Source organism: Maribellus mangrovi, from assembly GCF_037646455.1.
GTDB lineage: Bacteria > Bacteroidota > Bacteroidia > Bacteroidales > Prolixibacteraceae > Draconibacterium > Draconibacterium mangrovi_A.
Genome location: NZ_JBBIXN010000002.1, coordinates 578,368 through 592,943, shown reverse-complemented (window position 1 = coordinate 592,943; position 14,576 = coordinate 578,368). Strand labels below are relative to the sequence as shown.

At 42.2% G+C, this 14,576-nt stretch carries 13 protein-coding genes; 7 read left to right on the top strand and 6 right to left on the bottom strand.

Annotation, left to right across the window (positions count from 1 at the left end; all coding sequences use genetic code 11):
• Nucleotides 1-239 precede the first annotated feature (239 nt).
• Entirely contained in the window at nt 240-2,108 is a 1,869-nt protein-coding gene (locus WFY05_RS10515) for a glycosyltransferase (RefSeq protein ID WP_340112795.1), read from the top strand.
• A 1-nt stretch (nt 2,109) separates the two neighbouring features.
• On the top strand, nt 2,110-2,946 hold the full coding sequence (gene murI / locus WFY05_RS10510; protein ID WP_340112794.1) for a glutamate racemase: 837 nt from the start codon (nt 2,110-2,112) through the stop codon (nt 2,944-2,946).
• 105 nt (nt 2,947-3,051) lie between these two features.
• Here the strand turns inward: murI and WFY05_RS10505 are convergent, their stop codons facing one another.
• Entirely contained in the window at nt 3,052-4,137 is a 1,086-nt protein-coding gene (locus WFY05_RS10505; RefSeq protein ID WP_340112793.1) for a phosphotransferase enzyme family protein, read from the bottom strand.
• A 40-nt stretch (nt 4,138-4,177) separates the two neighbouring features.
• A complete protein-coding gene (locus tag WFY05_RS10500) occupies nt 4,178-5,080 on the bottom strand; it encodes a nucleotidyltransferase family protein (protein WP_340112792.1) in 903 nt (300 codons plus the stop codon).
• A gap of 323 nt (nt 5,081-5,403) precedes the next feature.
• Here WFY05_RS10500 and gluP point away from each other — a divergent pair, with 323 nt between their 5' ends.
• Nucleotides 5,404-6,621, top strand: a complete 1,218-nt coding sequence (gene gluP, locus WFY05_RS10495; RefSeq protein ID WP_340112791.1) for a glucose/galactose MFS transporter — start codon at nt 5,404-5,406, stop codon at nt 6,619-6,621.
• An 85-nt stretch (nt 6,622-6,706) separates the two neighbouring features.
• On the opposite strand, the gene WFY05_RS10490 is transcribed toward gluP, so the two are convergent.
• Complete coding sequence (locus WFY05_RS10490; protein ID WP_340112790.1) at nt 6,707-7,222, bottom strand: gamma carbonic anhydrase family protein; 516 nt, start codon at nt 7,220-7,222, stop codon at nt 6,707-6,709.
• A 401-nt stretch (nt 7,223-7,623) separates the two neighbouring features.
• Between WFY05_RS10490 and WFY05_RS10485 the strand changes: the two genes are divergently transcribed.
• The 4 genes from WFY05_RS10485 (at nt 7,624) to WFY05_RS10470 (ending at nt 11,742) form a co-directional block, all read left to right on the top strand.
• Nucleotides 7,624-9,465, top strand: coding sequence for a 2-oxoacid:acceptor oxidoreductase subunit alpha (locus WFY05_RS10485; RefSeq protein WP_340112789.1), 1,842 nt, complete (start codon nt 7,624-7,626; stop codon nt 9,463-9,465).
• 3 nt (nt 9,466-9,468) lie between these two features.
• Nucleotides 9,469-10,521 carry a 2-oxoacid:ferredoxin oxidoreductase subunit beta gene (locus WFY05_RS10480; RefSeq protein WP_340112788.1) on the top strand — a complete coding sequence of 351 codons (1,053 nt, stop codon included), beginning with the start codon at nt 9,469-9,471 and terminating at the stop codon, nt 10,519-10,521.
• A 136-nt stretch (nt 10,522-10,657) separates the two neighbouring features.
• Nucleotides 10,658-11,191, top strand: a complete 534-nt coding sequence (locus WFY05_RS10475) for an RbsD/FucU domain-containing protein (protein WP_340112787.1) — start codon at nt 10,658-10,660, stop codon at nt 11,189-11,191.
• A gap of 5 nt (nt 11,192-11,196) precedes the next feature.
• Complete coding sequence (locus WFY05_RS10470; protein ID WP_340112786.1) at nt 11,197-11,742, top strand: dihydrofolate reductase family protein; 546 nt, start codon at nt 11,197-11,199, stop codon at nt 11,740-11,742.
• 101 nt (nt 11,743-11,843) lie between these two features.
• On the opposite strand, the gene WFY05_RS10465 is transcribed toward WFY05_RS10470, so the two are convergent.
• Genes WFY05_RS10465 through WFY05_RS10455 form a run of 3 tightly spaced genes read right to left on the bottom strand, consistent with a single transcriptional unit; the run spans nt 11,844 to nt 14,447 of the window.
• Nucleotides 11,844-12,584 carry a DUF3667 domain-containing protein gene (locus WFY05_RS10465; RefSeq protein ID WP_340112785.1) on the bottom strand — a complete coding sequence of 247 codons (741 nt, stop codon included), beginning with the start codon at nt 12,582-12,584 and terminating at the stop codon, nt 11,844-11,846.
• 59 nt (nt 12,585-12,643) lie between these two features.
• The gene (locus tag WFY05_RS10460; protein ID WP_340112784.1) at nt 12,644-13,924 is read right to left on the bottom strand and encodes a cryptochrome/photolyase family protein; all 1,281 of its coding nucleotides are present in this window, start codon (nt 13,922-13,924) and stop codon (nt 12,644-12,646) included.
• Nucleotides 13,925-13,976: 52 nt separating this feature from the next.
• A complete protein-coding gene (locus WFY05_RS10455) occupies nt 13,977-14,447 on the bottom strand; it encodes a hypothetical protein (protein ID WP_340112783.1) in 471 nt (156 codons plus the stop codon).
• Between the last annotated feature and the right edge of the window lie 129 nt (nt 14,448-14,576).

Genomic DNA, 14,576 nt, shown 5'->3' with positions numbered 1-14,576 from the left:
TTAAGCAGAAAATATTTAAAAGCCATTTGTCCGTTGACAGATGGCTTTTTTGTTGTAGATAGTTCCGCTTTATTTATATCCAGCAGACGGGGTATCGCATGTTGCGGTAGCGGCTTAACATAAGCATCCTTTTTCCCCTAAAAAATTAAAGCGATTATTAAAGCAAAGCTACTTGTTTTACGGCAGGTAGCTTTTTTATTGCGCGCTATTGGAGGGATTACAGATAAAAGTTATATTTAATGGCAACTAAATTTTCAAATACTACACATATGGGAACTGCCGAAAAGAAAAGAGAGGGGATAAGTCAAGCTACCGTACGAAACACAAAATTATTCGAAATAGCCTGGGAGGTATGTAACCAGGTGGGCGGAATTTACACGGTAATCCGCTCGAAAGTACCGTCGGTGATCGAAAAGTGGGGGGTCGATAATTATTTTCTTGTGGGGCCTTATTTCGAGGACCAGGCTGCTGCGCATTTCGATCCGGCAACCGACTACTCCTCACCAATCGGGAAGGCAGTGCTCGAAATGCAATCGCGGGGCTTTGACGTGCATTACGGAAAATGGATCGTTTCTGGACGACCCAATGTAGTGCTATTTAATCCGTACTCGGTATACGATAAGCTCGACGAAATAAAACACATGCTTTACCAGGATTACCACATTTCGGTTCCGGGTGGCGACGACCTACTCGACAAAGTGTCTGCTTTTGGCTTCCAGGTTAAAGAGTTCTTTCATTTTTTATGCCTGAATGGCTATTGCGAAAGCAATGTAATTGCGCATTTCCACGAGTGGATGGCCGGAATCCCGATACCGGGTATTCGTAAGTCGAACCTGAATATTAAAACGGTATTTACTACCCACGCAACCTTGCTTGGCCGCTACCTGGCTATGAACGATCATGATTTTTACAGCCACCTGCCATTTTACAACTGGGAACAGGAAGCCACCAATTTTAATGTGCGGGCCATCGCTGAGATTGAACGTGCTTCGGCACATGGTGCTCATGTATTTACTACTGTAAGTGAAGTTACCGCCAAAGAATGTACACACCTGCTTGGCCGTACGCCCGACCGGATTCTTCCAAACGGATTAAATATTCAGCGTTTTGAAGCTTTGCACGAAATTCAGAACCAGCATGTGCAGGTAAAGAACCAGATACATGAGTTTGTAATGGGGCATTTTTTCCAGAGCTATCCTTTCGATCTTGATAAAACGCTTTATTTCTTTACATCGGGGCGCTACGAATACCAAAACAAGGGCTACGACCTCACGCTTGAGGCACTGGCAAGGCTGAACTGGAAAATGCAGCAGGCCGGTACCGATATGACGGTTGTTTCATTCTTTATCACCAAACGTCCATTTTACACTTTCAATCCCGATGTGCTCGAGTCGAAAGCCATGATAGAAGATGTCCACCGCGTTGTGGATGAAATAAAGGAGCAACTGGGGAAACGCCTGTATACGAACATCACCACGGCCGGTGGCCCTTATGAATTTCCGGATCTGAGAGCGATGGTCGACGATTACCTGCGACTGAAACTCAGAAGGAACGTTCAAAGTTGGAAAACCCACAGTTTGCCCAAGGTTGTCACTCACACACTGGTTGATGATGCCAAAGATGAAATCCTTAACTTTTTGCGAACTGCAAACCTGGTGAATAACCGGCACGATAAGGTTAAGATAGTATACCACCCCGATTTTATTTCTACTTCGAATCCATTGTTTAAAATGGATTACACGCAATTTGTGCGTGGCTGCCACCTTGGTATTTTCCCAAGTATGTACGAACCCTGGGGATATACACCGCTGGAGTGCCTGGCAAGTGGTTTGCCATCTGTGTCGAGTAACCTGGCCGGTTTTGGAGATTATGTGGAAAACAATGTGCCCGATCATGAAGAAAAGGGCATGTTTATAATCGATCGGAAAGACGGCAATTTCCACCGTGCAGCTGAAGAATTGGCCAACATCCTGTTCGATTTCGTCCAGATGTCGAGGCGCGACAGGATTTCGCTGCGCTACAAGTGTGAAGAAGCTTCTCTGCATTTCGACTGGTCGAACCTGGGTAAATTTTACGACGAATCCTACGAACTGGCAGTTCAACGATAATATGGCAGATAAAACTTACGCACCAATTGGTGTTTTCGATTCGGGCTATGGTGGTCTTACGATACTAAAAGAGCTTGAAAAGACTTTGCCGGAATACGATTTTCTTTACCTTGGCGATAACGCACGCACACCTTACGGAACCCGTTCTTTTGATGTGGTTTACCGTTATACCTTGCAGGCTGTTAAGTACTTGTTTGATCAGGGCTGTCCTTTAATCATCATTGCCTGCAATACGGCTTCAGCAAAAGCCTTACGGAATATTCAAATGCTCGATCTTCCAAATCTGGCTCCCCATAACCGTGTTTTGGGTGTTATCCGGCCAAGTGTAGAAAAGGTATCGGAAATGACTAAGAACGGACATGTAGGCGTACTGGGTACTGTGGGAACGGTAGTTTCGGAATCGTACCCCATCGAGTTGGTAAAATGGTCGGAAGGAAGAGTAAAGTCGACGGTTCAGGAAGCCTGCCCGATGTGGGTGCCTATTGTCGAGAACAATGAAATAGGTACGGAAGGAGCCGATTATTTTGTGCGTAAAAATATCTTGAATATCCTGGCCAAAGATAATCACATCGATACACTAATTCTGGGATGTACCCATTATCCATTACTGGAAACGGTAATCAGGAAACATGTGCCCGATGGGATTCACATTTTAAAGCAGGGACACATTGTAGCAGAAAAGCTGGTGGATTATCTTCTGCGCCATCCCGAAATAGAGTCACGTTTATCGCGCTCGGGGCAGGTGACTTTCGATACCACCGAGTCGGCTGAAAATTTTAACAGCAAAGCTTCACTTTTTATGGGGCGTCCTGTTGAAGCCAAAACTGTTTCGTATTGATTGGGTCATCTTTAAAATACTGTGGAGCGAACATCTTTAAAAATCAACGGGTAACTCTTTGTTTGCAATTCAAGTCACCCGTCGAATATTTAATTCCTCAAAATATCAACTTAATGCTTTAACAATCTTGTTCATTTCTTCGAACTGAGCTTCCATGCTTTGCAGTAGTTTATACTGGGCACGGGTACGTATCAGGTTGTGCTCCGGCGATTTAACCTTGTAGTAATTGTCGCCATCAATGTAATCCATTAAAAAGCGGAGCACCTGCTCATAAGTGATGTATTTGGCCGAAAAAGCCAGGTATTCTTTTTCCGTGTCGCTTAAAAACCAACTTGTTTCTTCGAGGTAGCCTTTCGCAAAAGCTTTATAGATTTCCTGATCCATTGAAACGTTCTCCAGGTTCTCGTCGTCTTCGAGACCGGTGTTGGTGTAAAAGCGCATGGCATCGCCAAAATCGTTCAATACAGTGCTGCTCAATACGGTATCCAGATCAATAACACAGAGTACATCACCTTTTTTATCAAAAAGAATGTTGTTGATTTTGGTGTCGTTATGACTGATGCGGGTTGGAATGGTTCCGTCTTCCACCAGTTTCCAGAAATCGAGCATTTCTTCTCTTCGGCTTTCGATCCATGAGATCTCTTCAACAACACTTTCTTTGCGGCCTACCGGATCTTTTGCCAGCACTTCGTCCCACTGTTTGAAGCGGTATCGGATATCGTGAAATCCGGGCAGAATATTCACCAGTGGTTCTTTCAGGTCAGCCACCAGCGACTGGAACCTGCCAATTCCTTTTCCACCGGAATAGGCCAGTTCCGGCGTTTCTGCCGCTTCGTAAGCAATGGTGTCTTCTATAAAAAGACAAACTGCCCAATATTCCTCTTCTTCATCAAGAAAATACAATTTACCATCGTTAGCAGGAATAATCGTCATGGCTTCCCGCATGGGATCGCCACCAGTCGCTTCAACCTTCTTTTTTATATGTAGGCACACTTTCTGAATGTTCTCCATCATATCCGGGATGGGAGAGAAAATGTTCTTGTTTTTGCGCTGCAGTATGTACTTTGGTCCGTTTCCAACGGTATTAATTATAAAGGTATCGTTGATAAAACCCTCGCCAAGTGGCGCTACCTCTTCTACTTGCCCTTCCAGTTTAAAATTGGATGCAATTTCAGTTAAATGTGTACTCATTTGGTAAATTAAAGTAAAGTTGATTTATATAAAGGTGTCGTTAACTCCACAGCTTCTCCGGGTATTCCCCGGCGTCGATAAGTTTGCGTAGTTTATTTACAACCTGTGGTTTGTCTTCTTTGTAAGTGACTCCAAACCAGGGCGAATCTGCTTCAAGTACTTTTACATTGGCTAATTTCTCGTCAATCATTTCAAACACCACTGACGGGATGTACATTTCCGATTTTGGCTTCAGCATTTCCGTTTTCAGGAAATCGACAAATTTGCTTTCCAGGGTTCTAAATATCGAAGGTTTAAATCCCCACATGTTCATCGAAACATTCTCGTTGCCGGTAAGCGTCTGTTCACTGCCATCTTCTTCGATGGAAACAACTCCGCCGTTTTTCTTCACGATTTTTGTGGTTTCCACAATTTTGAGGAGGTTTTTGTTATCGTTAACTGAGCAAACTCCGCGCGATACCGAACCAAAATCGGAAAGTGTGTTTTTTAGGTGGTAGGCAACCATCGAATATTCCATTTCGTTGGTTGATGTGGTCAGAAAATCGGCCATTACCTGGTAAGCTTCTTTTCCGTAGAAATCGTCAGCATTAAGTGCGCAGAAAGGTTCTTTAACCGCATCTTTGGCCACAAGAATAGCATGGGCCGTTCCCCAGGGTTTTTCTCGCCCTTTCGGTAAAGCAAAACCTTCAGGCAGGTTATCCAGTTCCTGGTATACATATTCCGCATCGATTTTACCTTTTAGTTTGGCATCAAATTTTTCGCGGAACGCATCGGCAAAACTTTCCCGAATTATAAATACAACTTTGCCGAATCCGGCGCGAATTGCATCGTAAATAGTATAGTCAATTATGGCTTCGCCGTTGGGGCCAACAGGTTCAATTTGTTTTAATCCACCAAAGCGGCTACCCATTCCGGCTGCCAAAATTAGAAGTGTAGGTTTCATTTGTTACATATTTTCTATTGTTCCCAACAAATTTACATCATCCACTCTGTTATCCTTAGCATTTTCAGATGTATGCGGTGCTTCTTAATTCTATATTAAAGCTTTTGCGAAGAAATAAAAATTAATTCATCTGAAAAAGAAAAACACCAAAAAGATATTAAAAAAATTAAAAAGATTGATTATTGATGCGAAAATTAATTAAAAGAATTATATTCGCGTCCGTACATTTCTTAATGTTTTGTACCCAGAAAAGTGTTTATCATTACATCCAAAATGAACAGAGGTTTTGGTTCTTTACAAACTGAATAAAATAACTTGATCAAATGAGTGAAAATTCATCGAATACCGGAACACGGTTTTTATTACCGCTAATTATTATTGGCATAATGTTTTTTGCCATTGGTTTTGCACTGGGCATCAACAGCTATTTGATTCCGCTGCTGAACAATGCCCTGGAAATATCTTCAGGAGAGTCGTACCTGGTGCTGGCTGCTACTTTTTCGGCATTTCTTATTTTTGGATATCCGGCTTCGTTAGTAATCTCAAAAATCGGTTACAAACGAACCATGGCCTTGTCGTTTTTAATGTTTGCCATCGGGTTTTATCTGTTTATTCCATCGGCAAAAATGGAGAGTTTGCCCTTGTTCTTGGTGGCATCGTTCATCAGTGGGGCAGGGAACGCCTTTTTACAGGCTTCGGTAAATCCATACATCACAATTATGGGTCCCATGGAAAGTGCGGCCAAAAGGATGAGTTTTATGGGTATTGCAAACAAACTGGCCTGGCCGATTGCCCCGCTTTTCCTTTCGCTGGTAATCAGTAAAAGTGTTGATGAAGTTTTGCTCTCTGATATTTTTCTTCCGTTTGTGATCATTATCGGAGTATTCGTTTTATTGGGAGTTCTTGCGTTGCTGGCTCCGCTTCCCGAGGTAAAAGCTGCCGGCGAAGACGATGAAAGTTCAGCAGAATGCCCGTATGCTGTCGATAAAACTTCCATCTGGCAGTTTCCGCACTTGCTCCTTGGCGTGCTGGCCTTATTTATATATGTGGGTGTTGAAACCATTTCATTAGGTACGCTCATCGATTATGCCGAAAGTATCGGATTAACCAATCCGGAAGCTTATGCCTGGATTGCTCCGGTAGGAATGGTGCTGGGTTACCTGGGAGGAATTGTATTTATTCCGAAATACATGAGTCAGTCGCAGGCTTTAAAAGTGGTTTCATCCATTGCCTTCTTCGGTTCTATTATGGTGGTTTTGATGCCTGAAAATATTTCAATATTCTTTATTGTATTTATGGCGCTGGGATGTTCACTGATGTGGCCGGCACTTTGGCCGCTCGCTATGACAGATCTGGGTAGGTTTACCAAAACCGGATCGTCGCTTATGGTTATTGCCATAGTTGGTGGTGCGGTGTTTCCTACTTTATACGGTTTTTTAAAAGATGCCGTTGGCGCTCAGGATGCATATTGGATTGTAATACCCGGGTTCCTTTACATCTTTTATTATGGTGTGAAGGGACACAAGATCAGAATAAAGTAATAAACGTGTCATGTCAGGTTTTAATGTCGTTTGGTAACGATAGTCTGGCACGACATTATTTATATAATTTCGGATAGCGCCGGTACTATTCTTTGTACCAGCTCGAATACATGTGATAGGCGTTGGCAATGCGTTCCACTTCGCCATGCAACAATTCGGTACTAATGTCCTTCACCTTTTTAGCCGGTATTCCGGCATAAACGCTTCCCGATTCCACCCTGGTGCCTTTTGTTACAACGGAGCCCGCAGCAACAATCGAATTGCTTTCAACCACAGCATTGTCCAGAATCACTGCATTCATCCCGATCATTACATTGTCGTGCAGTGTGCATCCGTGAATGATGGCACCGTGAGCAATGGTAACATTGTTCCCGATGTTTGTGGGCGATTTCTGGTAAGTTGCGTGGATGGTAGCGTTATCCTGAACGTTGGAATTATTCCCTATTTTTATATAATGCACATCGCCGCGCAACACAGCGCTGTACCAAATGCTGCAATTATTTCCTATTTCAACATCGCCAATCAAAGTGGCTGTCTCGGCCAAAAAACAATCCTCTCCAATTTTTGGTGTCTTTCCTTTTAATGCTCTTATTATTGCCATTATCTGTATTGAATTTAAATAGGATACAAAAATAAGAAATCCCGAAAACTATCATAGATGTCATAAATTTACTTGTTAAATAATGCTTACATTTGCGAGTAAAGAAAGCATCAACCATCAATGAAATCGGTTCTGAAATTATGAATTATTAATTTTAGGGTCGTTTTTTTTATGATTTCATTATTTTGACCGACAATCGAAAAAACAGGAAGAGAACGACAAAAAAATAGGAAAACAAGATTAAAGCCTGCTTCAGATAAATTGGATCAGGATTAAGCACATATGAATTGATAATTTTCTACAGATGAAATGAGCATTTATAAGGAATTCACACGATATACAGAGGAATTTAAACAAATGCGAATTCTATACGATGCCAATAAAAAAACAATTTTATTCGTATGAAAGACACTAAAGTAATAGAACTAGAAGAAGTTACCATTCGGTTTTCCGGTGATTCGGGAGATGGAATGCAGCTAACCGGAACTTTGTTTTCAGATGCTACGGCACTACTGGGAAACGACATCTCCACTTTTCCTGATTACCCGTCTGAAATTCGTGCACCCCAGGGAACTGTAGGTGGCGTTTCGGGATTTCAGGTACAGTTTGGCCATAAGCAGGTTAATACTCCCGGCGATAACGCCCACGTATTAATTGCCATGAATCCGGCCGCCATTAAAGCCAATGCCCGTTTTATGAGCCCGGGCGGTACAATTATATACGATTCGGATTCATTCACGGAAAAAAACCTTAAGAAGGCCAATTTTGAAACCGAAGATCCTTTTAAGGAATTAAACCTCGAAGATTACTTTAAAATTCCCGTACCTATATCTAGCCTCACCCAGGAAGGTTTAAAGGAGTTTGGGCTCGATAACAAGAGTGTGCTGCGGAGTAAGAATATGTTTGCACTCGGATTGGTGTGTTGGATGTTTGGCCGTCCGCTGGAATACGTCGAGGAGTTTATCCAAAATAAATTCAGGAAGAAACCCGTAGTAGTTGATTCCAATGTAAAAGTGTTGCACGACGGATACAATTACGGGATGAACATGCAGCACATGACACCAAGTTATCTGGTAAATCCTGCTGAAATTGAAAATGGTACTTACCGCAATATTAACGGAAACCATGCAACAGCGTGGGGATTTTTGGCAGCCGCCGAAAAATCAGGATTGCAGCTTTTCCTGGGATCTTACCCAATCACTCCGGCAACTGATATTCTTTCTGCACTGTCGCAACGAAAAGACCTGGGGGTAAAAACCTTTCAGGCCGAAGATGAAATTGCAGGTATAACCTCGGCAATTGGAGCCGCGTTTGCAGGAAGTCTGGCGATTACCACAACATCAGGTCCTGGATTGGCTTTAAAATCAGAAGCCATTGGTTTGGCTGTTATGGCCGAACTGCCGCTGGTTATTGTGAATGTCCAACGCGGAGGTCCGTCAACGGGTTTGCCAACCAAAACCGAACAGTCGGATTTAATGCAGGCGCTTTACGGACGAAACGGTGAAAGTCCGGTCGTTGTTTTAGCCGCCGGTACTCCTTCCGATTGTTTCTATTATGCTTACATGGCATCGAAAATTGCATTGGAGCGCATGGTACCGGTAATTTTACTAACCGATGGTTTCCTTGGAAACGGTAGCGAACCGTGGAAAATTCCTGCTATGGCAGAACTTCCATCCATAACTCCGCGCATTGCAAAAGATGTTGATGAATTTAAAGCTTATCGTCGTGATGAAGCAACGCTGGCACGCGAATGGGCATTCCCGGGAATGAAAGGATTTGAACATCGCATTGGCGGGCTCGAGAAAAACATTACAGGAACCGTCAGTCATGATCCGGAAAATCATCAGATAAACAGCGATATTCGCGAAGAAAAAGTTCAACGTGTTGTTGACCTGGTTCCCGATCTGGAAATTTGCGGAGATGATGACGGAGGCGAAGTTCTTGTTGTTGGATGGGGTGGAACATATGGTCACCTGATTAGTGCGGTACGTGAACTGCGCCGGGAAGGAAAAGATGTAAGTCTGGCACATTTTAATTACATCAAACCGCTTCCAAAGAATACCGGAGAGGTATTCAGCAAATTCAAAAAGATTATTGTATGTGAGCTGAATCTTGGACAATTTGCGGCTTATTTGCGCGATCAGCTGCCTCAATACACTTATTATCAGGCCAACAAGCTAAAAGGTTTGCCATTTACTGTTAGCGAATTGAAAGAAAAAGTGAACAAACTGTTGGAGGACTAAGACATGACAGATTTACAATACACGATAAAAGATTTTAAAAGCAATAACGAAGTACGTTGGTGCGCAGGGTGTGGCGACTTTGCCATTATTAATGCTGTGCAGCGCGCTATGGCCGGAATGGGAATACCCCGCGAAAAGTTTGCAGTTATTTCCGGAATCGGATGTTCTTCTCGTTTTCCGTATTACATGAGTACATTCGGATTTCATACCATCCACGGACGGGCAACCGCTGTCGCGTCGGGAGTGAAAGCCGCAAATCCCGAATTAAGTGTTTGGGTGATGACCGGTGATGGTGACGCGATGGCAATCGGTGGAAACCATTTTATACACCTTATCAGAAGAAACATCGACATCAATCTGGTACTCTTCAATAACCGCATTTACGGTTTAACAAAAGGGCAGTATTCACCAACTTCCGATCGTGGTTTTGTGAGTAAAACTTCACCTTTCGGAACTGTCGAAGATCCTTTTGTGCCCGGGCAACTGGTAATTGGAGCACGCGGTACTTTCTTTGCACGTTCAGTCGACGGTAACCTGAAGCTCAGTCAATCGATCTTCCAGGATGCTGAGAAGCACAAAGGAACATCGGTGGTTGAAGTGCTTCAAAACTGCGTCATTTTTAATAACGGAATTCATTCGGCAATTACCGATCCGAATCACCGTGCCGATCGTCAGCTGATCCTTGAACACGGCAAGTCCATGTTATTTGGTGAAGAAAATGAAAAAGGACTGGTATTTGAAAACGGGAAATTACGCGTGGTGAAAATCGGTGAGAACGGAATTACCGAAGATGATATATTGGTACACGATACCCGGGAAGAAGATCCGACATTGCACATGGCTTTAATAAATATGAAACTGCCGGATTACCCGGTTGCGCTTGGTGTAATTCGCGATGTACCCGCGCCGGTTTACGATGTTGAGATGGAAGCTCAGATCAAAGAAGTTCAGAAAAACCGAAAAGTTACCTGTGTTGACGAGTTACTGAATTCGGGTAATACCTGGGAAGTAACCGGTAATGTGAATGGTAACGGTAACGGCAAAAAATGCTCGTAAAAAAGCAAATCAAAGAATAAAACGGAAAAGACCCTGCTGTTTGGCTGGGTCTTTTTTTGTGGTTGCTAAATTGTGTTCTTGCACAATTACCAGCTTTTGGTAATTTTGAAAAAGGAGTTCGTTAATATTTCATCTTATGAAGAAATTCGTTTTTTTATTTACAATCATACTTTTCATGACATCGACAAGTTTTTCGCAAAGCGACTGGAGAGAGGAACTACAAAAACAACTGCCATTACTTGGTCACAGAAACTGGATTTTAGTGGTTGATGCGGCTTACCCGCTTCAAAGCAAGCCTGCCATAAAAACATTGGCCACCGGAGAAGATCAGCTTGACGTGGTAAATGAAGTTTTGGCCGCTGTTGAAAAGGCACCTCATGTTTATCCTGAAATTTACCTGGACAAAGAACTCGATTTTGTACCTGAGGGAGAAGCAGCAGGAATTGACGCTTATCGTGAAAATTTGTACAGGATTTTACAAGGAAAGAACACTACAAAGGTTTTGCACGAAGAGCTGATCACTGATATTGACGGAGCCGCCAAATTATTCAATATACTCGTACTGAAAACCAATCTGACAATTCCTTATACATCGGTTTTTATTCGCCTCGATTGCGGGTACTGGAATGCAGAACAGGAAAAGAAGTTAAGAGATTTGATGGAAAAGTAGAAAAAATGGCTTTGAAAAAGAATAGTACATTTATAGCTACCAGTATCGATGGATATATTGCCGATAAAAACGGCGGTATCGAATGGCTGAATGCAGTTCCAAATCCGGAGCATAAAGATTTGGGGTACCTCCATTTTATGGAAAAGATAGATGCTTTGCTGATGGGACGACTTACTTTTGAGAAAGTGTTAAGTTTTGGGATCGACTGGCCCTTTGACAAGCCTGTTTTTGTTTGGAGCAGTCAAATGAAATCAGTTCCTAAAGATCTGGAAGGGAAAGTGCAGTTGGTGAGTGGAACAGCAGCGACGGTTCTTTCTGAAATTGAACTGAGGGGATATTCGCAGCTTTACATTGATGGGGGAGCAACCATACGATCGTTTTTGGCGGAAGATCGGATAGATCAGTTGATCATTTCACGAATACCTGTTTTGTTGGGAGGTGGAATTTCACTTTTTGGTGAATTACCCGGGATGCTTTCTTTTTCATTGGTAAAAACAGAAGTATTTCTCAACCAGATTGTACAGGATACTTACATCAGAATAAGGGATTAGGAAGCCAAATCAGAAGTCAAAAGCCATAAAGCATTCAAGAACCTTAAATAAGATTGTCGGATTAAAAGTTTTATCCAGTAAGCGAATTCTTTAATAAGTAATCAGGAGCCAAACAGATATAGATAGCCAAGAATGATAAAAACAGATAAAATCATAAAACTCACGAATGACAAAAAATTAGTAAATAACGCGAGTATAATGGTTTTCAAACGATTGGCTTTGTTGAAAAACTGTGTGTAGATCCATGCAATTAAAATATAGCTGATCAATAAACTTACCGTGGTGTAGGTACCGTAACCGATTTTCAAAAAGTAGAACACCGGGAAGATCAACAATCCGATAACGATTCGTTGTCCGGCTACAAAGAAATTCAGAATCAGTAATTCGGCGTAATTGTATTTTTGCCGGGGGAAAAACAGGTAGGTCCAGAAGGCAAAAATGGGCAAAGATGCCAAAAGAGTTATGGTTTGGTGGTTTTCCAGCCAGTCATTGACCAGTGTCATTTTTTCGGCATACTCATAACCAGCCTCATAAGTAGGCACTTCGTTTCTAAATCCGATGATATGAAACAACAATACTTCGAATGTAGTTAAGACGATCAGAAAGGAAACCGGTCTGAAGTGAGCAACCCGTTTCCCCTCAATGTATTCTCGTGCAGTGTGACCAGGGCGGGAGAGCAACTGTTTAACGGTATATAGGAATCCTGTATCAAAGCTGAGTAGCCCCTGACTCACGTCGAACCAAACGTATTTCAGGTTTATTTTATGGAGATGTATGTTTTGCCCGCATTTGTTGCAATATTCACCTTCAAACTGATTGTCGCAATTTTTACAGGTATGCATTTATTTTCGCTTTTACCAGGTTTTGCTGAATTGATACAGTTAGCCAAATTTATGTATTCTTAGTTAATAATACCGCTCTTGTACGCTTTTAAGGCTCTTTCGCGAGCTAACTTGTGATCGACCATTGGAGCCGGATAATCAAACGAATTCAATTCGGGAATCCACTTTTTGATGTAGTTCAGGTCTTTATCAAATTTTCTCTGTTGCTCGACCGGATTGAAGATCCTGAAATAAGGAGCGGCGTCGCAACCTGTTCCGGCAGCCCACTGCCAGTTGCCATTATTTGCCGACAGGTCGTAATCGAGAAGCTTTTTCGCAAAATAAGCTTCGCCCCAGCGCCAGTCGATTAGAAGGTGTTTGCATAAAAAGCTGGCGGTAACCATTCGCACCCGGTTGTGCATGTATCCGATTTTATTTAGTTGCCGCATTCCGGCATCAACCATGGGATAGCCGGTTTCGCCACGACACCAGCGCTCAAATTCAATTTCGTTGTTTCGCCATTGAATCCCGTTATATTTCTCCTTAAAATTCTCGTGAACAACGCGTGGATAGCGAAACAGGATCTGCATAAAAAATTCTCGCCAGATCAATTCATTTAAAAATACCGGGTACTTCTCATGGACTTCCCGAACTATCTCGCGGATGCTCACCGTACCAAAACGAAGATGAACACTCAAATAGCTGGTCTCATCGTTACCGGGTATGTTGCGTAATTTTTCGTAACGGTCCAAATTCGAGAGATCGTAACCGCGAACTTGTATCGTCGATGGTTTAAAACCGATCTTTTCCAATTCCAGGAAAGGTTCATTTAGCTCTGCCAGGTTTTCCCATTCAGCCGACTGAGTTTCCGGCAGACCCAGTTCACTGAATCTTTCCATCCATTTGTTTTTATATGGGGTATACACGGTATAATTTCCGCCGTCGGGTTTTAAAACTTCATCTTCTTCAAAAATCACCTGATCTTTAAAAGCATGCGAAGCTATGTCGTTTTCATCGAACAGTTCTTTTATCTTATTGTCGCGGTTTTTGGCATAAGGCTCGTAATCCTTGTTGTAAAAAACGGCGTCGGGTTGCTGATCTTTAATGAGTTGCCTCCAAACATGTTCCGGTTTTCCAACTTTCACCAAAACCCCCGAATTTTTAGCTTTTAATTGTACATTGATGGCTTCAAGCTGCCGGTAAATAAATGTTACCCGTGCATCGTCGTTTGGAAGTTCATCGAGAATATTGGTATCGAAAATAAACAGGGGAATGACTTCCTTGCATTGGTAAAGTGCCTGCAATAGTGCGGTATTATCGTTTAATCGTAAATCTCGTCGGAACCAAAAAATTGCTTTCATAGATTAACATTATTTTCAATTTAACAAACCAAACTTTTTAATGTTGGCTGGTTTAAAGTGCTTGCAGTTCTTCGCGGTAATCGTATTGCAGGTCTTCATGCATCATAGAAATTACTTTCTGAATGCGTTTTACCTGGTTAATATAAAGGTTAAAAACAACACGGCTCGATTTGTAATTGAGTTTCGAAGTTTTTAGTTTTTTGCAGAAATACATTAACAGTTCAACCTCGGTTTCTTTCCGGCCCGAAAAACGTATGTGCTTTTTGGTGGTGCGCAATACTTTTCGGATGGTTTTCTTGGCAAGGTAAAAACTACTTCGGTTCAAACTCAAAAATTCCAGGTCAATTTCCTTTTTAACCTGCTTGATGTATTCGTCCTCGTTCCACGCATCAAAAAGCAGGTAGCTCATCAATTCCTTATTTTCTTTTTTGTACTTGGCCAAGCGCAAAATGATTGCCTGCAGTTCTTCGGGAGGCAGGTTGGTCAGCTCTTTTTTTATATGACTGATCGATGCAATTTCCATGATTATTACAAAGAAAACAGATAATTACAGAAGTTTAAAACACTTGTGGTGATAAATCTCTTCAAAAAGTGAAAATAAGGGCTCGTTCTTCAAAATAGCCGTTTTGCACTACGAAACTACTGTTTTGTT